Origin of the sequence: Enterobacter cloacae complex sp.6700776 (genome assembly GCF_048284255.1) — a bacterium.
GTDB lineage: Bacteria > Pseudomonadota > Gammaproteobacteria > Enterobacterales > Enterobacteriaceae > Enterobacter > Enterobacter intestinihominis.
In genome coordinates this window covers 15,518-35,624 of record NZ_JBLVYK010000020.1, presented here as the reverse complement: position 1 = coordinate 35,624, position 20,107 = coordinate 15,518, and the positions used below count along the sequence as shown (strand labels likewise).

At 58.0% G+C, this 20,107-nt stretch carries 15 protein-coding genes; 6 read left to right on the top strand and 9 right to left on the bottom strand.

The window, feature by feature from the left end:
• The first annotated feature begins 77 nt into the window (after positions 1-77).
• The 3 genes from ACNQ0T_RS20130 to ACNQ0T_RS20120 are packed head-to-tail and all read left to right on the top strand — an operon-like array spanning position 78 to position 3,559.
• Positions 78-1,454: a glycoside hydrolase family 1 protein gene (locus ACNQ0T_RS20130; RefSeq protein ID WP_303756317.1), complete on the top strand. Its 1,377-nt coding sequence runs from the start codon at positions 78-80 to the stop codon at positions 1,452-1,454.
• A gap of 51 nt (positions 1,455-1,505) precedes the next feature.
• Complete coding sequence (locus ACNQ0T_RS20125; protein ID WP_417930355.1) at positions 1,506-2,828, top strand: PTS sugar transporter subunit IIC; 1,323 nt, start codon at positions 1,506-1,508, stop codon at positions 2,826-2,828.
• Positions 2,829-2,842: 14 nt separating this feature from the next.
• Positions 2,843-3,559 (top strand): GntR family transcriptional regulator, encoded by a 717-nt coding sequence (locus ACNQ0T_RS20120; protein WP_015571043.1) that lies wholly within the window; start codon positions 2,843-2,845, stop codon positions 3,557-3,559.
• 41 nt (positions 3,560-3,600) lie between these two features.
• Here the strand turns inward: ACNQ0T_RS20120 and ldtB are convergent, their stop codons facing one another.
• Positions 3,601-4,521 carry a L,D-transpeptidase gene (ldtB, locus tag ACNQ0T_RS20115; RefSeq protein WP_003858435.1) on the bottom strand — a complete coding sequence of 307 codons (921 nt, stop codon included), beginning with the start codon at positions 4,519-4,521 and terminating at the stop codon, positions 3,601-3,603.
• Between the two features lie 222 nt (positions 4,522-4,743).
• Here ldtB and ACNQ0T_RS20110 point away from each other — a divergent pair, with 222 nt between their 5' ends.
• Positions 4,744-6,339 (top strand): ABC-F family ATPase, encoded by a 1,596-nt coding sequence (locus ACNQ0T_RS20110; protein ID WP_023299657.1) that lies wholly within the window; start codon positions 4,744-4,746, stop codon positions 6,337-6,339.
• 92 nt (positions 6,340-6,431) lie between these two features.
• On the opposite strand, the gene ACNQ0T_RS20105 is transcribed toward ACNQ0T_RS20110, so the two are convergent.
• Both ACNQ0T_RS20105 and ACNQ0T_RS20100 read right to left on the bottom strand, forming a co-directional pair.
• Complete coding sequence (locus tag ACNQ0T_RS20105) at positions 6,432-8,795, bottom strand: TIM-barrel domain-containing protein (RefSeq protein ID WP_417930354.1); 2,364 nt, start codon at positions 8,793-8,795, stop codon at positions 6,432-6,434.
• 17 nt (positions 8,796-8,812) lie between these two features.
• Positions 8,813-10,114, bottom strand: a complete 1,302-nt coding sequence (locus tag ACNQ0T_RS20100; RefSeq protein WP_023299659.1) for an MFS transporter — start codon at positions 10,112-10,114, stop codon at positions 8,813-8,815.
• Positions 10,115-10,399: 285 nt separating this feature from the next.
• Here ACNQ0T_RS20100 and ACNQ0T_RS20095 point away from each other — a divergent pair, with 285 nt between their 5' ends.
• On the top strand, positions 10,400-11,473 hold the full coding sequence (locus ACNQ0T_RS20095; protein WP_032676354.1) for a LacI family DNA-binding transcriptional regulator: 1,074 nt from the start codon (positions 10,400-10,402) through the stop codon (positions 11,471-11,473).
• On the opposite strand, the gene ACNQ0T_RS20090 is transcribed toward ACNQ0T_RS20095, so the two are convergent.
• The 4 genes from ACNQ0T_RS20090 to ACNQ0T_RS20075 form a co-directional block, all read right to left on the bottom strand.
• Complete coding sequence (locus ACNQ0T_RS20090; protein ID WP_150311957.1) at positions 11,470-12,726, bottom strand: DUF1479 domain-containing protein; 1,257 nt, start codon at positions 12,724-12,726, stop codon at positions 11,470-11,472. The genes ACNQ0T_RS20095 and ACNQ0T_RS20090 overlap by 4 nt on opposite strands.
• Positions 12,727-12,876: 150 nt before the next feature.
• Positions 12,877-13,692: a Cof-type HAD-IIB family hydrolase gene (locus ACNQ0T_RS20085; protein WP_063850244.1), complete on the bottom strand. Its 816-nt coding sequence runs from the start codon at positions 13,690-13,692 to the stop codon at positions 12,877-12,879.
• Positions 13,693-13,858: 166 nt separating this feature from the next.
• Entirely contained in the window at positions 13,859-16,291 is a 2,433-nt protein-coding gene (locus ACNQ0T_RS20080; RefSeq protein ID WP_417930353.1) for a formate C-acetyltransferase/glycerol dehydratase family glycyl radical enzyme, read from the bottom strand.
• A 4-nt stretch (positions 16,292-16,295) separates the two neighbouring features.
• The gene (locus ACNQ0T_RS20075; protein ID WP_155025448.1) at positions 16,296-17,195 is read right to left on the bottom strand and encodes a glycyl-radical enzyme activating protein; all 900 of its coding nucleotides are present in this window, start codon (positions 17,193-17,195) and stop codon (positions 16,296-16,298) included.
• Between the two features lie 127 nt (positions 17,196-17,322).
• Here ACNQ0T_RS20075 and fsa point away from each other — a divergent pair, with 127 nt between their 5' ends.
• Positions 17,323-17,985 carry a fructose-6-phosphate aldolase gene (gene fsa, locus ACNQ0T_RS20070; protein ID WP_048966437.1) on the top strand — a complete coding sequence of 221 codons (663 nt, stop codon included), beginning with the start codon at positions 17,323-17,325 and terminating at the stop codon, positions 17,983-17,985.
• A 98-nt stretch (positions 17,986-18,083) separates the two neighbouring features.
• Here the strand turns inward: fsa and moeB are convergent, their stop codons facing one another.
• Positions 18,084-18,836 (bottom strand): molybdopterin-synthase adenylyltransferase MoeB, encoded by a 753-nt coding sequence (gene moeB / locus ACNQ0T_RS20065; RefSeq protein WP_417930352.1) that lies wholly within the window; start codon positions 18,834-18,836, stop codon positions 18,084-18,086.
• 1 nt (position 18,837) lies between these two features.
• Positions 18,838-20,070, bottom strand: coding sequence for a molybdopterin molybdotransferase MoeA (moeA, locus tag ACNQ0T_RS20060; protein WP_417930351.1), 1,233 nt, complete (start codon positions 20,068-20,070; stop codon positions 18,838-18,840).
• Positions 20,071-20,107 lie beyond the last annotated feature (37 nt).

The window sequence follows — 20,107 nt, the reverse complement described above, 5'->3', positions numbered from 1 at the left end:
TCTCTTTGCCTGATGTTTCATCTCGATCTATATGACTAGTCATGAAATTTAAATGACTAGTCATATAGGGAGCAACCATGAACAAATCACTGCCAGCCAACTTTTTATGGGGCAACTCGGTATCCAGCATGCAGACGGAAGGGGCATGGAATGAGGGCGGGAAGGGGATGTCGGTATATGACATTCGAGAAGCAGGAGAAAACATCTCCGACTGGAAAGTGGCGACCGACTCCTACCACCGCTACCGGGAAGATTTCGATCTGATGCAGGATCTGGGCATGAACTGCTACCGCTTCCAGATCTCCTGGAGCCGCGTCTGCCCGCAGGGTGACGGCGAGTTCAACGCCGAAGGTATCGCGTTTTACGACCGCTTTATTAACGATCTGCTCGCCCGCGGTATTGAGCCGATGGTCTGCCTCTACCACTTCGATATGCCGCTGGCGCTGGCGCAGGAGTACAACGGCTTCAACGAACGCCGGGTGATGGAGGCCTTTATCCGCTACGGCAAGAAGATGATCGACTGCTACGGCGATCGCGTGAAGTACTGGCTGACCTTCAACGAGCAGAACATTTTCCATATGCCGGAAGCTTTTCGCATTTCCGGTTACATGAAAGGTGAACAAACCCTGCGCGAGCTGTATGAGCTTCAGCACCATGCGATGGTGGCGCACATGACTCTGACCGAATACCTGCACCAGACTAAGCCAGGCAAGCTGATGGGCGGCATGCTGGCGCACCAGTTGATTTATCCAGCCACCTGCAAACCGCGCGATATCTTCTGCGCCCAGCAGTACGACGAATTCCTCAACCAGAACCTGCTGCGCGTCTTCGCGGGACAGGGCTACAGCCCGGCGGTGATGGCGGTGGTGGAGCAGGAGGGCTTCGGTGATATCTACCGCGCAGACGATCTCGCGCTGTTTGCGCGCACGAAGAACGACTTTATGGCCTTCAGCTATTACGCCAGCAAAACGCTGGACAGCGATGCCATCCCGGAAGGCACGCCGGTGAACCATTACCTGCTGCATGGCGAGAAAAATAACCCGTACCTGAATGCCACCGAGTGGAACTGGCAGATCGACCCGCTGGGCTTTCGCACCATCATCACCCGCTATGCCAACGACTGGCGGATGCCGGTATTCCCGATTGAAAACGGCATCGGCGTGATCGAGTCCTGGGACGGGGTAAACCCGATCGAGGACACCTACCGCATCGACTACCACCGGGCGCACATCGAGGCGATGAAAGCGGCAATATTCGAGGACGGGGCAGAGGTAATGGGCTACCTCGGCTGGGGCTTAATCGACATTCTCAGCTCGCAGGGTGACATGCGTAAGCGCTACGGCGTGGTCTACGTCAACCGTGAAAATCACGACCTGAAAGACCTTAAGCGCGTGCCGAAGAAGAGCTACGCGTGGTTAAAACAGGTTATCCATACTAACGGACGCGAGATGTAAGCCGTACGCTGCCGGGCCGTTTTTGTGACTGATTGATGGGAATACTCCGCTATGTCTGAAACAAAAATAACACCGCACATGCAGTCTTTTGTCGATAAATTTGTTGAGTTCTCGGCGCGCCTGGCAAACCAGGTACACCTGCGATCCCTGCGGGACGCTTTCGCCACGGTGATGCCGATTTTCATCCTCGCCGGTCTGGCGGTGCTGGTGAACAACGTCGTGTTTCCATGGGTGCTGAAAGGCGACACGCTCACGCAGTTTAAGGTGTGGGGCGAGGCGATTATCAACGGCACGCTGAACATCGCCGCGCTGCTGCTGGCGCCGATGATCGCCTGGTCGCTGGCGCGCAACAAAGATTTCGACAATCCGGTCTCGGCAGTGGTTATCGCCGTCAGCAGCTTCATCATCATGATGCCGATGCGCTTACAGATTACGCCTGTCGGCAGCGACGCCACGGTGAACGTCACCCAGGTGCTGACGTTCGCCAATATCGGCTCGACCGGGATTTTCGCCGGGGTGCTGATTGGGCTGCTCTCAACCGAGCTGTTTATCGCCATTTCACGGCTGAAGGCGCTGCACATTTCGCTGGGGGAGAACGTGCCTCCGGCGGTGAGCAAATCCTTTACCGCGCTGATCCCGACAATCCTCACGCTCTCCCTGTTTGCGGTGCTGGCGGCCCTACTGGCGAACGTGCTGCATACGGATCTGATCCATCTCATTACGACATTCATTCAGCAGCCGCTGCGGCTGATCAACACCAGTCTGCCCGGGACGATCTTCATTTACAGCTTCGGTAACTTCCTGTTCACGCTCGGTATTCATCAGTCGGTAGTCAACAGCGTGGTGCTGGAGCCGTTTCTGCTGATCAACACCAACGAGAACATGCTGGCCTTTGCCAACGGCCAGCCGATCCCACACATCATCAACAACATTTTTGTGCCGACCTTTGGCATGGTGGGCGGGACGGGCAGCACTATCTCATTGCTGATCGCTATCTTCATCTTCTCAAGACAGAAATCAGCGAAGCAGGTGGCGCGTCTGTCACTGGCGCCGGGTCTGTTCAACATCAACGAGCCGGTGATTTTCGGCCTGCCGATTGTCTTTAACCTGCCGCTGATGATCCCGTTTGTGCTGCTGCCCGCCATCGGGATTTACTTTGCGTGGCTCTGTACCACGCTGGGTCTGATGTCGCGCTGCGTGGTGATGATCCCGTGGACCACGCCGCCGATCCTCAGCGCCTGGCTGGCGACGGCGGGGGACTGGCGGGCGGTGGTGGTGCAGTTGGCAATCATCGTATTTGGTGTATTCTTCTACCTGCCTTTCCTCAAGGTGGCCGAGCGAGTGGCCTTGAAAAACAGCGGGACAGAAAACTAATTTAAGGAAGGAAGATGGCGGCGAAGTACATCACCATAGCGCGGGAAATTAAGAAACGCATTATTACCCAGCAGTACGCCGCCAATGAACCGCTGCCGGACCAGTTCGCGCTGGCGGCGGAATTCAGCACCAGCCGGATGACCATTCAGCAGGCGATGCGTCAGCTGATCGTAGAAGGGCTGGTCTATACCCGGCAGGGACAGGGCACGTTCATCCGCAAAAATTTCCTCCAGCTTTCCCAGTGGGATCTCTCCGGCAGCGACTACTTTGGGGCGACCAAAACCTGGGAACATTTAGGCACGGTGACGAGCCAGGTGGTGCACTTCGAACTTCGCTTCCCGAACGAGAAAGAGCAGGCCTCGCTGATGATAAATCCGGATACGCCGATCTATGACTTCATCCGTCTGCGTTTACTCAACGGTGAGCCGATGTCCCTGGACGCCACGGTGATGCCGCTCAATCTGGTGCCCGGGCTGAACAAAACCCATCTTGAAAGTTCGGTATTCCGGTATGTGCAGGAGACGCTGGGGCTGAAGATCATGGGATCGTATCGTGTGGTGCGGGCGCTGAAGCCCAGTGCGCTGGATATGCAGCATCTGGTCTGTGAGCCAACCGACCCGGTGCTGGAGGTCGAGCAGGTGATCTATCTGGAAGATGGTACGCCGCTGGAGTACGCCCATTGTCACTATCGCTATGATCATGGCGGCATCGTAATTGTGAATAACGGATAAAAAAAAGCGGGCCTCGAGGCCCGCTTTGTTCGTGCTCGCGATTAGTTCAAACGCACCGGCATACCGGAACGGTTCTGAATCGCCTGGTCAACGATGGTCGTGTCAACATCCGCCTGAGAGGTAACGGACTGCACCGCGCTGGTCAGCTTAATCGGTACGATTTCGTTGTTGTTGATCTGATCTTCGCTGGTGGACAGCGGGTTATGCACTTCAATGTAACGGCTGCCGTCCGGCTCTGACGTCGCTTTCACCGGTTCGTTAATGAACTGCACGCGCGTACCGACCGGCACGTTATCGAACAGGAATTTGATGTCTTCATTACGCAGACGTACGCAGCCGTGGCTTACGCGTAGGCCGATACCGAAGTTGGCGTTAGTACCGTGGATGGCATACAGACGACCAATGTACAGCGCGTACAGACCCATCGGGTTATCCGGGCCAGCAGGCACAACGGCCGGTAGCGGTTCACCGGCAGCAATGTACTCAGCGTGCATTTTGGCGGTCGGCGTCCAGGTTGGGCCCGCTTTCTTACGCTCCACTTTGGTGGTCCAGTTCAGCGGGGTGTCTTTACCCAGCTGACCGATACCGATAGGCAGCACGATCACGGTGTTGGTGCCTTTCGGGTAGTAATACAGACGCATTTCGGCGCTGTTAATCACGATACCTTCGTGCACGGTATCCGGCAGGATCAGCTGCTGTGGAATGTTGAGTACGGTACCCGCTTTCGGCAGATACGGGTCAACGCCCGGGTTCGCTTCCAGCATGTTAGACAGGCCGAGCTGATACTGCGCCGCGAAGTATTCCAGCGGCTGAGTGTTACCTTCCGGAACCGTCACCACCTGGTTTTCACCCACCAGACGGCTTCCGTCTGTCGGCAGGGGATACGTCACCGCAGACGCGGTCTTACAAAAACCTACTACGGCTAACGCCGCCGCAAAAAGCGTTGTTAATTTCATGTTCATGTTATGCGAGGTATCTAAGCCATTCTGGCGATGAGTTGAGAAGTCTGAATCTGTAATGGGAGCGCATTATATGTGCATTCCCGTTAACTGGGAATTCAGATGTGTACGAAATCACATTTTTTTCGATTTTGTTAAAGTTTAGTGGATTACCGCAACACAGGATCTCAATTCGGAATTGTGGCATAATGCCGCGTTTATCACACTTTTCGCAGGAATCTCTCCGTGTTAGTTACCAGCAACGTCACTATGCAGTTTGGCAGTAAGCCGCTGTTCGAAAATATTTCCGTCAAATTTGGCGGCGGCAACCGTTACGGCCTGATTGGTGCCAACGGTAGCGGAAAATCCACCTTTATGAAGATCCTCGGCGGTGACCTGGAGCCGACGCTGGGCAACGTGTCGCTCGACCCGAACGAGCGTATCGGTAAGCTGCGTCAGGATCAGTTCGCCTTCGAAGAGTTCACCGTGCTCGACACCGTGATCATGGGGCATGCGGAGCTGTGGGAAGTGAAGCAGGAGCGCGATCGTATCTACGGTCTCGCTGAGATGAGCGAAGAAGACGGTTACAAAGTGGCCGACCTGGAAACGCAGTACGGCGAAATGGACGGTTATTCTGCGGAAGCGCGTGCGGGCGAACTGCTGCTGGGCGTCGGCATTCCTGTTGAACAGCATTATGGTCCGATGAGCGAAGTTGCGCCAGGCTGGAAGCTGCGTGTGCTGCTGGCGCAGGCGCTGTTCTCTAACCCGGACATCCTGCTGCTCGACGAACCGACCAACAACCTGGACATCGACACCATCCGCTGGCTGGAGCAGACGCTGAACGATCGCGACAGCACCATGATCATCATCTCGCACGACCGTCACTTCCTGAACATGGTGTGTACCCACATGGCGGATCTGGATTACGGCGAGCTGCGCGTTTATCCGGGCAACTACGATGAGTACATGACGGCGGCAACCCAGGCGCGTGAACGTCTGCTTGCCGACAACGCCAAGAAGAAAGCGCAGATTGCGGACCTGCAATCCTTCGTGAGCCGCTTCAGCGCCAACGCCTCTAAATCGCGCCAGGCAACGTCGCGTGCCCGTCAGATCGACAAAATCAAGCTCGAAGAGGTAAAAGCCTCCAGCCGTCAGAACCCGTTCATCCGCTTCGAGCAGGACAAGAAGCTGTTCCGTAACGCGCTGGAAGTAGAAGCCCTCACCAAAGGCTTCGATGAAGGCCCGCTGTTCAAAAACTTCAACCTGCTGCTGGAAGTGGGCGAGAAGATTGCTATCCTGGGCGCCAACGGCGTGGGTAAATCTACCCTGCTGAAAACTCTGGTGGGCGAAATGCAACCGGATAACGGTACCGTGAAATGGTCTGAAAACGCGCAGATTGGTTACTACGCGCAGGACCATGAATATGAGTTCGAAAACGATCTGACCGTCTTCGACTGGATGAGCCAGTGGAAGCAGGAAGGCGACGACGAGCAGGCGGTACGCAGCATTCTGGGGCGTCTGCTGTTCAGCCAGGACGACATCAAAAAGCCCGCCAAAGTGCTCTCCGGTGGTGAAAAGGGCCGTATGCTGTTCGGCAAGCTGATGATGGAAAAACCGAATATCCTGGTGATGGACGAACCAACCAACCACCTGGATATGGAATCGATCGAATCCCTGAACATGGCGCTGGAGATGTATCAGGGCACCCTGATCTTCGTCTCTCACGACCGTGAGTTCGTCAGCTCCCTGGCGACCCGCGTGATCGAAATCACGCCAGAGCGCGTGGTGGACTTCACCGGTAACTACGAAGATTACCTGCGCAGTAAAGGTATCGAGAGTTAAAAAAATAGCCGGGTGGCGGCTTCGCCTTACCCGGCCTACGTTCTATCACCTCTCCCTGTGGGAGAGGGTTAGGGTGAGGGCATCAGGCCGCACTAAACCACCCACTCGCCCCCTTCAACCCCGTTCACCCGCAGCGTACGTTTTTCCCCCGTCGGTAATGACACCTTCAGTGCCTTCCATGCCGGACGATAGTCGCCGCGCGCATTCACCTTCAGGTTGATACTTGCGCCGTCGCACACCATCTCCCATTCCACCCACAGCGCATTGCCGTTCAGGTAGCCCCAGCTTTCGCCGTCATCCTCAAACAGCAGCCCGGAGGTGGTGCCGACGCCTTTCACCGGGAACAGTTTTAGCTCACGGGTATCGTCTTTATCGGCGCACACGTGACGGATGCGTTCGCTGAGCGGCAAACCGGCCCCGGCGCGCACCAGAAGCGGCAGCTTTTCCAGTGGCGCATCAAGGACGATCGATTGCCCGCCCGCATACCACTCGTAGGTGTAAAAATCGTACCAGCCGGTTTCGTTATCCGGCAGCCAGACGCGGCGCTCGCGCTGCCCGGCTTCGACGACGCTGGCCACCAGCAGGTCACGGCCCAGCAGGAAGTCGTCGCACTCTTCAAAGGTCTGCGCATCGTGCTCATGATCGAGGAAGGTCGGGCGCAGCATCGGCTCGTCGTCGGCGTGCGCCTGCCAGAGCAGGGTGTAGAGGTACGGCAGCAGGCGATAGCGCAGTTCAAAGGCGCTGCGAATCGCAGGGGTCACGCCCGGGTACATCCACGGTTCGTTCACGGTGCGATCGTCATTCCACGAGTGGATGGTAAAGCGCGGATGCATCACGCCGTTCTGTACCCAGCGCACGAACAGCTCGGCATCCGGCTTGTCGCCGGAGAAACCGCCGACGTCGTGACCGACGTTGAACAGTCCGGACAGGCTCATGCCCAGGCCCATGCGGATGTTATAGCGCAGGGTGTCCCAGTTGGTACGGTTGTCGCCGCTCCAGGTCTGAACGTAGCGCTGCATTCCGGCACAGCCGGAGCGGGAGATCAGATACGGACGTTTATCCGGCGTAAAGCGCTGCTGTGCTTCCAGCGAGGCGCGCATCATCAGCAGCGGCATCACCGGGCGAATATGCTTGATGGCGATCGCCTGGCCGAAGCCATAGCAGCGCGCTTCCCCGTCCCACACTTCATACTCGTTGTTGTCGTTCCAGGTGGAGTCGATGCCCATCTCCAGCAGCTGCGTGGTCACGCCGTTCTGCCACCACTGCACCGTCTGCGGGTTGGTGAAGTCGAGATGCGATCCTTCGTCATCCCAGAAGCTGGAACGTTCAGGCGCATCGGTTTCTGAATCGCGAATGAACAGGCCGCGTTCCGCCACTTCGCCGTAGCGGGGATGATCCTGCAACAGACACGGCTTGATGTTTGCCGCAAGCCGCAGCCCCGCGTCGTGGAACGCCTGGCTCATCACCTTCGGCTGCGGCACTTTGTCGTAGTTCCAGTTAAAGACGTAGCGCTTGCCGTTAATCGAGGTATAGCCGGAGGAGAGCTGGAACGAGTCGCACGGAATGGCATGCTCATCGCACAGGCGGATGAAGTTCATCAGCTGGTCCTGCGCGTCCGGCGCGTCGGTGTAGTGCATGGTTGAGCCGCTGTAGCCCAGGCTCCACTTCGGTCCGAACAGCGTTTTCCCCGTCAGGCGCACGAAGGCTTTCGTCACGTCCAGCACGCGCTTGCCGGTGAAGAGGTAGTAGTCAATATCGCCCGCTTCCGCCTGCCAGCGGCGGTAGGCGGTGTGATAGTTGTCGATCTCGTTACCCAGATCCAGCCAGCAGCTGCTCAGGTTATCGTAGAACAGGCCGTAGCTCACGTCATCGCGACGGGTGAGGGTGAACGGGATGTGCTTGTAAAGCGGATCGGTGCTGGCGGCGTTATAGCCCATCGCGTCCAGGTTACGCATCTCATAGCGTTTGCCGTTACGCTGTAAATCCCCCGCTTTCTCACCCAGACCGTAAAAACGTTCATCCTTGCGACGGCTGAGATAGTGCGCCACGCCGTCACCGTGGGCGTTCAGCAGGTAGGCGCTGGTCGGGCGGTCATTGACCAACGGCTGCCACTCGCCCGCTTCATTGCGGTAGTGCCACTCCAGCCACAGGGGCTGGTGGACGGTGACGCGCAGTTGTTCGGTCGCTACGGTTAACGCATCGCCCTGCTGCGTCAGTGTCCAGGCCGGGCAGGTGAAGCCGCTGACATCGTCGCGATGGCGGCCTTCCCACGGTACGTCTTGTTCCGGCGCGATGCTCCAGGTGCGGTCCAGCGCCAGCTGGCCTTTACGCTTGATCAGCACGCGGAACAGATTCTCTTCCAGCACATACAGGCACAGACGGTGCTGGTTATCCACCAGCAGTTCCAGATGATTCGCTGACTGCGTATCGATGGTCCAGTTTTTCAGGGTTTTCATATGCAATACATCCACTATCAGGCGCGCTTGGCGCGACGTTCAGCAATAAATGCCACCAGGAAGAAAGCGCCAATCAGGTCAAAGAAGCCCATGGCGATAAAGAGCGGGTTGAAGCCGATTTTGTCGGCGGTCACCCCAATCAAAAGGGAGAACAGGAAGCTGGCGATCCACGCCGCCGAGCCGCGCATGCCGTTAACCGTCGCCATCTGGCCCTTGTCGAACGACTCCACGACCAGCGCGCTCAGCATGCAGGAGATAATCTGGTGGCCGAAACCGCCGATGGAGATCAGCACGATGGTGATATACGGGTCGCGGGTCACGGCCACAACGGCCAGAGAAATCATCAAAAACGCGCCGGTCACTGAACTTGCCACCACCGAGTTGACGCGGGTGCAGCCGAACCAGCGGGTATAAAGCCGGGTGAGGTAGCCACTCGCCACGCTGCCGAGGTCGGCGGCGAGGAACGGCAGCCAGGCGAACATCGCGATCTGTTTCAAATCCATGCCGTGCTCTTTGGCGAGGTACAGCGGCACCCAGAAGCTCAGCACCGCCCAGGCGGGTTCCGCCATAAAGGCCGGAATGGCGATACCGTAGAACCGTTTGTTCTTCGAGACGGTTTTCAGCGCGGTCAGAAAGGGCAGCCTGACCGGTGCGGGTTCGTTATCCTGTTTGATAAACGCCAGCTCGTCGCGGCTCAGGTTCGGGTGCTGCTCCGGGTTGTGATAGAAGATCCACCACAGGATCACCCACAGCAGCGCCAGCACGCCGGTAAACATAAACGCACCCTGCCAGCCGAACGACGCATGAGCGAAGTAAATGATTGGCGGAGCCAGCATCGCACCGATGGAGAAGCCCACGCCCGCCCAACCGGCGGCAACAGGACGCTCTGATTTCGGGAACCATTCACCGATGGTTTTGGCGTTCGCTGGCGTGGCGGCGGCTTCGGACGCGCCCATAAAGAAGCGCAGGATCGCGAGATGCAGCCAGCTCCCGGCACCTGCGTGGAAGATACACATCAGCGCCCAAATCCCGGCGCAGACCATAAAGCCAATCTTGAGGCCGATAACGTCAATCAGCCAGCCGCACAGGGGCTGGAAAATGGTATAGGCGATCTGGAACGCGCCGACGATCCACGAGTATTGCTCGGTGGTGATACCAAGGCTCTCTTTCAGCTCGGGGGCGAGAATACCTAACGAGTTACGGGTGATGTAGTTTACGGTCACGCCAAGAAGAAACAGCACCAGTACGTACCAGCGCAGATTCTTAATGACGCGACGGGTTTTGCTTGTCGCAACGGTGTTGTTGATGTCCTGACTCATTTTCTTCTCCACAAGACGGACGGTAAGGGACAAAGGTTCAGGTGTCACACAGCGTCAGGCGTTTGAAAGTTATCTGTTTTAGAGTGCTAAGCTGCTATACAACTAGTATGGAAGTTGTGTGACAGGTTCACCTTAAGAGAGAAATTGAGCAGGAAATAGTGGATTTTGTGCAAACTTTCTCATAACCGAGGTTTAATTTTCGGCATTATGGCCTTCTCGCAAGTTATTACCTGATAAAGATGTTGTGAAAATTTTTTCATTTCACATCCGGAGCCAGATCACAAAATGGATAAAAGGCTTAAAATCACCGAAATCGCCGCCCGTACCCGGCTCTCCATCAGCACCGTTTCCCGCGTGCTGGCGGGGAAGGCAAACACCAGCGAAAAAGCACGGGCAACGGTGCTGGCATGCGCGCGGGAGCTGGGGGTAATAGAGGGCATGGCGGCGGGGCGTCTGCTGCTTAACAGCCTGATGGTGTTTGCCCCGCAGCGGGCGTTTGACGAGCGGTCTGACATCTTTTACTACCGTGTCATCCAGAGCGTGAGCAAAGGGCTGGCCTCGCACGAGGTTCGCCTGCGTTACTGTGCGCTGGAGGAGAACGACAGCGACGCCCAGCTGTTTCTGGCCCGCATGAACGAAGTGGACACCCAGGCGGCGATCCTCCTCGGTATCGACGATCCGCATATCCACGATCTGGCGGTAGACGTGGGCAAACCCTGCATGCTGATTAACTGCCGGGACCGCCACATGCGCCTGCCCGCCGTCGCGCCGGATCACCGCGCCATTGGCGAGCGGGCGGCGGAGTACCTGTTCGAGATGGGGCACCGGGAGGTGATGAATGTGCTGTGTTTGCGTCGCTATACCATGGAGCTGCGCCTGTCGGGGATCCGCGACGCGTGGCACGGCCATAACCTCAGGTTTAGCGACCGGCGCGATCTGCTGATGGTGCCAAGCTTCAGCGCCAAAGAGACGGAGCAGCTGGTGAGTGAGTGGCTTCACCAGCAAAAAGGGAAAGATCTGCCGACGGCGTTCCTGGTGGGCGGCGACTTTATGGCGGCGGGGACCATCAGCGCCCTGCAAAAACACGGTCTGCGCGTGCCGCAGGATGTCTCGGTGATGAGCATTGACGGGTTTAATCTCGCGGCGATTCAGGATGTGCCTCTGACGGCGGTGCATGTCCCGCGCGATGAGCTGGGAACAGAAGCGGTATATATGCTCCAGCAGCGGCTGATGCGCCCGGACGCGCCGGTCGGAACATTGCTGCTGAACGGCACGCTGGCCGTGCGGGAATCGGTACGGCGGATACGTCAGGGAAAACGACGCACCGCCGTTGAGCGGGAAGGGCTTTACGACAGTTAAGCCATGCCCAGCGCGCGCTTGCCGTGGATGTTCAGATCGTTCACGGTGAAACGGTCCTGCCAGCTTTTCTCATAATCCTCGCGCGGGAAATCTCCCGGTGACGCGCCGGTTTCCAGCGCTTCCTTGACCTTTTTCGCGTAGGCGAGGTTTTTCTCGCACATCGGCGCGGCAGGAATATACATCACGTTGCCCCAGCCCTGTTGGTTTTCCACCGGCGCGACCGAGTGGATCACATCGCAGTGCCACCAGACAGAATCACCGGCTTCCAGCGCGGGAATGCTGGTCAACGCTTCGATGAGCAGCGGATGCCACTTCTCAGAAATCGGCAGCACGCGCCCCGGCGCCACGCCGCACAGTTCGTCTTCCGGCACGTCGTCCAGCAGCGGACGCAGCAGAATGTAAGCCATCGCTTCCGGGATCGGCACCACGTGCAGCAGCCCCTGGCCGGGGATCATGTCCGACAGTGCCGTCCAGCCCTGGAAGGTGCGGAACACGGAGCATTTGGTGGTGTTATCCACCGTGTACTCTTCCACCTCGGTACGGTGCGCAGCATTCCACGGATCGTATTTCTCAACGTTGCCGTCAAACACGCGGGCAAAGACCTGCTGATAAGCGGGCAGCAGCCAGCGCTCCAGCGCGCCGGAATCGGTGTGTGCGCCAAGGCCTTTCGAGGTTGTTCCTGGTGGGCGGCGGCGAATGCGGTCCGGATAAATTACGCTCACGTCCGGGTCGAACCACTGCTTACCGTTGCTCTCAAATGTCCATAAACGGTTCAGGAACGACTGTACCTGTGCCATCTCTTCACTCTGGCGCGCCTGCATTTGCGCCTGAGACCAGTAGATCGGATAAATCTCCGGGCGAGAGGCCGTTAAGGTGCCGAAGAAGTTATCGCCGGGTCCTTTGTAAACCTCGTCAAACTTATTCAGATCGAGGTAGTCGAGCATCGATTGATCCCATGCCAGCGCCTGCTCGCGCGGGAAGTGGCTTTTGATCACCGCGCAGCCGCGACGTTTAACCGCTTCGCGCTGTTCGGCGGTGATCGTACCGTTTTTCACATCCGTAAAGGGGATTACCGGCCATACGGATTCACCTTTATTTTTAAGGGCATTAATTTCCGCCACGCGGGCGGCGATTTTGTCGCTAAGCCGGTCGAACACTGCCTGCAGGTCACCGATCTGGGCCCGTAGCGCGCGTTTCATCTGACGAATTGCCGCTTTGTGGTCCGCTGGCAACGTTTCGCTGGTAAAGGTCATAACTGCCTCGTATCTTTCATTCGAAAGTAAAAGTGTCTACAAGTGATACTTTAAGTTAAAAATAAGTTAATGCAAGTTTAAAACCTTGACGGGCGCCACAGGATGGAAAAAGAGTGAAGGGGCCGGAGTGAGGCTCCGGCAGGTAGGGGATCAGACGTCGAACGGGGAGTGGGCGTCGAGCACGGCCTGAATCACATTCAGCGCGCCCTGATGGTTGTTATCGTCGGTAGTGTAACGGCTGACCGTTTTAATGCTTTCTGCCGCATTGCCCATCGCAAATGAATATTTCACCAGCTTCAGCATTTCCGCATCGTTGCCACTGTCGCCAATGCCGACGCACGCCTGCGGGGAGACTTTCCAGCGTTTCAGCAGACGACTGATGCCGTTGGCTTTGTGCAGGCCCGGGATAATCAAATCGACAAAACCGAAGCCGCTGGTAACCGGCTTCATGATGCCGTCCAGGGAGACATGCAGTTTATCGACCAGGTTCGGGATATCGCTGTCTGGCAGGTTCAGGGAGAATTTAAACAGCACGTCGTCAATGTCGCGGTAATCGCTGATGGGTTTTAAGCGATGGTAGTGTTTCGACATCAGCTTCACGAACGCTTCTGGAGCCTTATCGCTGACGTACGCGCTCTCCAGCCCGCAGGCCACAAAATTCAGCCCTTTGTCTTTCAGCAACTCGCCAATGACGATCTGCGACTCATGACGCGTTAGCTCACCGTGGAAAATCTGTTCGCCGTGGTCGAACACCAGCGCGCCGTTTTCCGCGACGAAGGAGATCTGATCTTTCAGCTCCGGGAAAAAGGAGATGAGCTGGTAATACTGGTTGCCGCTGGCGACAACAAATTCGATGTTACGGGCTTTAAGCTGCTCAAACTGTGCCTGGAAGCGGTCACGATCGTACTGCTTGGCATCATCAAGGAAAGTTCCGTCCATATCGGTGACGATAACTTTTACGGTCATACTGTGCTCCTGGGTCACTGCGTTTTGAAACATTCTAATAACAAGGTGACGGGGAGCACAAATTTAATTTCGAATGAAAGTTAGAAAGCCGGGTGGCGGCTTCGCCTTACCCGGCCAACGGGGAGACAATGTAGGCCCGGTAAGCGAAGCGCCACCGGGCGTTTTTTTACAGTGTATGCTCGGTACGGGCAATAATATCGTCCTGCGCATCCGGTGACAGGGCGGTGAAGAACGCCGAGTAACCCGCGACGCGCACCACCAGGTCACGATACTGATCAGGGTGTTTCTTCGCTTCCAGCAGCGTTTCGCGCGAGACAATGTTGTACTGAATATGCCAGCCTTTATGCACCTCGAAGAAGGTGCGCAGCAGCACCATCAGCTTCTGGCGATCGCTGTCGTTTTCCAGCGTCGACGGGTTCAGCTTCTGGTTAAGCAGCACGCCGCCGAGGATCGCTTCCGTCGGCAGTTTACCCACGGAGCCAATCACCGCCGTCGGGCCGAGGTGGTCGGTACCGGAGGCCGGGCTTGCCCCTTCCGCCAGCGGGGTGTGCGCTTTACGTCCGTCCGGCGTCGCCATGGTTGCTGCGCCAAACGGCACGTTTGCGGAGATAGACGACGTGCCCGCGTAGTAGTTACCCCCAATCGGGCCACGGCCGTAGCGTGGGTTGTGATACTGCTTCAGTTCTTCAATGTAGGTTTCGTAGGCACGGGTCAGCAGCAGGTCCACGCTGTCGTCGTCGTTGCCGTACTTCGGCGCGCCGTTGATCAGGCGCTGGCGCAGCTGCTCGTGGGTCAGCCCCTCGAAGTCATCCGCCAGCGCCGCCGCCAGCTGTTGCTGACCGATAACGCCCTGGTCAAACACTAGCTTCTTCACCGCGGCCAGGCTGTTACCGAGGTTGGCGATCCCCACCTGAAGGCCGGAAACCCAGTCGTACTTCGCGCCGCCCTGCTTAATGCTTTTCGCGCGTTCGATGCAGTCATCCACCAGCGCCGAGCAGAGAATGTCGTGGACGTTCTCTTCCAGCATGGTGTCCACCACGTACTCGATCTCAATGGATTTGCGGGTGTAGTAGCGGATCTGGTTATCCCACGCCGCCATCACTTCGTCGAAATTGCCGAAATTACCGGCCGAAAGCGCTTTTTCCTGCGGCAGGAATACCTGGCCGCTGGTGGCATCGCGACCGCCTTCCAGCGCTGCCAGCATCACGCGGGCAAAGTTGATAAAGCTCATGCCGGTGCAGCGATAGCCCCACTTTCCGCCGACGGCGGTTTCGATGCAGCCAATCGCCGCATAGTCATAGGCATCGTCCCGTTCCACGCCGAGCTTGATAAATTCCGGGATGACGATTTCATCGTTGTTAAACGCCGGCATCCCGAAGCCGCAGCGGATCACCTGCACGCAGGCGTCGAGGAAGTCGTTGCTCATGCCAGCGTGGTAGCGCACGCTCAGGTTTGGCTGGGTGGAGCGCAGACGGCCGCAGGATTCCAGAATTGCGTAGGAGAGCGGGTTGACCGCGTCCATTGGCTCGCCGTTGACCAGCTTCTGGCCGCCGATGGTGACGTTCTGATACAGCGGGCTGCCCGCAGAGGCTTTGGAGTGCGAGCCGGAGCGGATTTTGTTCACCTCCAGCAGCTTCAGCCAGCAGCTGTGCAGCAGCTCGATGGCGTGCTCGCGATCCAGGCTCTGGTCCCGCTCCACGTCGCGGCGATAGTACGGGTAAAGGTACTGGTCCATACGGGCAAAGGAGACGGAGTGACCGTTGGACTCAATTTGCAGGATCAACTGAATGAAGTAGCACAGCTGTAGCGCCTGCCAGAAGGTTTTTGGCGGCTGGTGGGCGATGATGTCGCAGTTTTCCGCCATCGCCAGCAGCTCGTCGCGGCGGCTGTCGCGGGTTTCGCTGGCGGCCATCTCACGTGCCAGATCGGCGAAGCGCCTGATGTGCAGGCTTACGGCTTCCAGCACGATATCAATGGCTTTCAGGAACTGATCGCCGTGCAGATCGTCCAGTACCGTCAGGTTGATGCGCGAGCGGCGCTCGGCTACTTTCGCGCGCAGGCCGTCGAGCCCTTTCTCCAGCACCAGCGGGAAATTCACCGCCAGGTGTGCGTCACCGGAGGTCATGTTGCCTTCCGCTTTGATGATGCCGGTTTCCAGCAGGCCCTTCTGCTCGTCGGTAAACATACCGTAGCAGCGATCCTGTACCGTCTGGCCGCGCCACCACGGGCAGATTTCATGCAGAACGCGTTTATTCTCTTCGCTCACCGCAAAGCCTGCACCTGGACGGTCCGCCAGATCGTCAATCTCTTTCTCAATCCAGGAGACGGTATATTCCGGGAAGATCGGCGCGGCACGCACTTCGCTGGCCTGGTTACCGATAATCAGCTCGTCGTGCTTGATCCAGATGGTACGTTTTGCCAGGTGGTGGGCGAGGGCCAGCGCGCGACGTACCGGGATCGGCTTGTCCAGATGCTGCTGATACATTTCGGTATAGTGCTGCGCGCGTTCGGTACAGACCGGCGGCTTAACGATATGCACCAGAGCCGTTTTGTGCGCCTTGATGCGCTCGCTGAGGGTGTTGAGATTCAGGGTGGTCATAAGTTTATCCTCGTAAGGTCGCGGTTAACCCTTTCTGGCAGGCACACTGCTGCGCGAAGTCCAGCAGGGCAGGGTTATCCAGCGGTTTGTCAGGGGCAGAGTAGGGTTGGCCGAGCAGGGTGTATTTGTTCATGCCCAGCGTGTGATACGGCAGAAAATGAATATCATCGACGCCGAGTTCATCGGCGGCGAAGTTGGTAATGGCGGTAACCGACGCTTCATCGGCGTTAAAGCCCTGGATCAGCGGCACGCGGATGGTGATCTTCTTCCCGACGGTAGCCAGGCGCTTCAGGTTGTCCAGGATCCGTCTGGCTGAGCCATCGGTCCACTGCTTGAACACCTCGCCGTCGACATGTTTCAGGTCCGCCAGGAACAGATCGACATACGGCAGTGAAGGCTCGATATAATGCCAGGGCACGTGAAGGCAGGTTTCAACCGCAGTGTGAATGCCTTGTTCATGGCTGGCTTTAAACAGGGCGTGCGCCAGGTCAGGATTCATAAACGGCTCGCCGCCGGAAAGGGTGATCCCGCCGCCGCTGCGGTCGTAGAAGGGCTTGTCGCGTAGCACGGTGGCCATAATCTCCTCCACCTGCTTCTCTTCACCGCAGACGGTAAGCGCCTGCGTCGGGCAGCAGTCGGTGAGGGCAGTGAGCGTCTCTTCGCTTAATTTTTCACGATGGATGGTCAACCCGTTCAGCGCGCGTTCAACACACCCTGGCGCGGCCTGCTGACACAGGTCACAGCCGTCCAGACACAGACGGGCGTCAAACAGGACGTCCCGCGTGCGGGAGCGGCTTTCCGGGTTCTGGCACCAGCGACAGCCCAGCGAGCAGCCTTTCAGGAACACCACGGTTCGAATACCGGGGCCGTCGTGGGTGGAGTAACGCTGTATGTTGAAGATCATTTTTTTGCCCTCTGATTACATATGAAGATTAAATTACTTTCTAATGAAAGTTATCTTGATATGGGTCAATTCATGAGCAGGTTTTCTCGTGATAGGGTAAATGCAGGCTAATTTTGAGGGTGACATCATGGAACTTTATCTCGACACATCTGACGTTGCGGCAGTCAAAAAGCTGGCGCGTATCTTCCCGCTGGCGGGCGTGACCACTAACCCAAGCATTGTGGCGGCGGGTAAAACGCCTTTGGAAGAACTGCTGCCCGCGCTGCACGACGCGCTGGGCGGCAGGGGCCGGCTGTTCGCCCAGGTGATGGCGAAGACCGCCGAGGGGATGGTGGAAGACGCACGTAAGCTGCGCGCGATAATCAATGACCTGGTGGTGAAAGTGCCCGTGACCGCTGAAGGGCTGGCGGCGATCAAAATGCTGAAAGCAGAAGGGATCCCGACCCTGGGTACCGCGGTATACGGCGCAGCGCAGGGGATGCTCTCCGCGCTGGCGGGTGCTGAGTATGTGGCCCCTTACGTGAACCGCGTGGACGCGCAGGGCGGGGACGGGATCCAGACCGTGATTGAACTGCAACAATTGCTGACGCTGCACGCACCGCAGTCAAAGGTGCTCGCCGCGAGCTTTAAAACGCCGCGCCAGGCGCTGGACTGCCTGCTGGCAGGGTGCGAGTCCATCACGCTGCCGCTGGACGTGGCGCAGCAGTTTATTACTTCTCCGGCAGTAGATGCGGCAATTGTGAAGTTTGAGCAGGACTGGCAGGGGGCGTTTGGGCGGACGTCTATTTGATGCTGTTGCCGGGTGGCGCTGACGCTTACCCGGCCTACGATTTTCTCCCTCTCCCTGTGGGAGAGGGCCGGGGTGAGGGCATCAGGCCGCAGCAGGGTTTAACCTCCGCACACCTCACACCCCGGATTACGCATCAGCTTCATTTCGCGGAACTGGCAGGTCATCGCGTCATATATCACGATTTTGCCCGCTGCGGGCGTGCCGTAATGCGCCAGCACCTTGATCGCCTCCATGGCCTGCAAGGAACCGATAACCCCAACCAGCGGCGCCATCACGCCCGCCTCGACGCAGGTCAGCGCATTCTCGCCAAACAGACGGCTCAGGCAGCGGTAGCAGGGCTCTCCCTCAGCGTAGGTGAAAACGCTGATTTGCCCCTCCATGCGGATGGCCGCGCCGGAAATTAGCGGCGTTTTATGGGCAAAGCAGCCCGCATTGAGCTGGTTGCGAATGGCGACGTTATCGGTGCAGTCCAGCACCAGGTCATGCCGTGCAATCTGCGCAAACAGTGCGTCGTCATCCAGCATCGCGTCAATCAGGGTGAACTGAACGTTGGGGTTAATTCGCGCCAGCGCCGTGCGCGCAGATTCCACTTTCGGCTGACCAACCGTCGCGTCGCTGTGCAGCGTCTGGCGTTGCAGGTTGGACACCGACACGGTATCGAAGTCCAGCAGCGTCATGCTGCCGACGCCCGCCGCAGCCAGATATTGCGCTGCCGCGCAGCCCAGCCCGCCAAGGCCGACAACCAGCACGCTGGCCGCCTTGAGCGCTTCCTGACCCTCGAAATCAAACCCGCGCAGCACGATCTGGCGGTTATAGCGCATCATCTCCGGGTCGCTCAGTTCCACCATCATGTCAGCCTCCGAACAGGTGGTTAAAGCGTTCCACTTCAACCCATTCGCCCGCCTCAACGTGGCCGCGATCGCGCTCCAGCACGATAAAGCAGTTACCCTGACTGAAGGAGCTAAAGATGTGCGAACCCTGATGCCCGGTGGTGCTCACCTCCAGCTCGCCGTCGGCGTTGCGCGCCAGAATGCCGCGCTGGAAATCGAGACGGCCCGGTGATTTTTTGAGGCGCGTTGCCGCCCGCACGCGCACACGCTCCGGCAGCGGGCTGGCATTGTTGCCTGAAAGCTTCGCCAGCAGCGGGATCACCAGCTGGTAGAAGGTCAGCGCGGCAGAGACCGGGTTACCCGGCAGGCCACAGAACCAGCTGTGCGGAAGTTTGCCAAACGCGAACGGTTTGCCCGGTTTAATCGCCAGCTTCCAGAAGGCGATTTCACCCAGCTCTTCAAGCAGGGTTTTGGTGTAATCCGCTTCGCCAACCGAAACGCCGCCGGAGCTGATCACCACGTCGGCAGAGGCGTCCGCGTCGATAAACGCCGCGCGCAGTTTCTCCGGATCGTCAGGAATGATGCCGAGGTTAATCACCTCGCAGCCCAGTTGCTCAAGCATCAGGTGCACCCCCAGACGGTTGGTGTCGTAAATCTGCCCCTCGTTCAGCGGCTGACCCGGAAGCTGTAGCTCGTCTCCCGTTGAGAACACCGCCACGCGTACCTTGCGGACAACGTCAATCTCCGCGATGCCAAGCGATGCCAGCACCGGCAGTTCGGCGACCGTCAGTTTTTGCCCGGCGGCAAAGACCGTTGCGCCGAGGGTAATGTCTTCCCCGATGTGGCGGATATTCTGTCCCGCTTTGACGCTGGCGGTAAAACGCACGCCGTCGTCCGTTAGTTCGGTCTCTTCCTGCATCACCACGGCTTCACAGCCCTTTGGCACCGGCGCGCCGGTCATAATGCGCACGCAGGTGCCCGCTGGCCACTCACCGTTGAACGGCTGCCCGGCAAAGGCTTTACCTGCCACCGGCAGCGGCTGACCCGTTTGCAAATCCGCCAGACGTACGGCATAGCCGTCCATCGCCGCGTTATCGAACCCCGGCACGTTCAGCGGCGAGACGATATCGCGCGCGGCAATACGGCCAAAACAGCGCACAAGCGGCAGCGTCTCAACGTCGTGCAGGGGAGTAATACGATCAAGCATCTGCGAGAGTGCCGTCTCAAGCGGCATCAGTCCGGCGGTAAAATCCATGGTGGGCTCCTGCGGAGTAACAACGAAAGCGCTCATT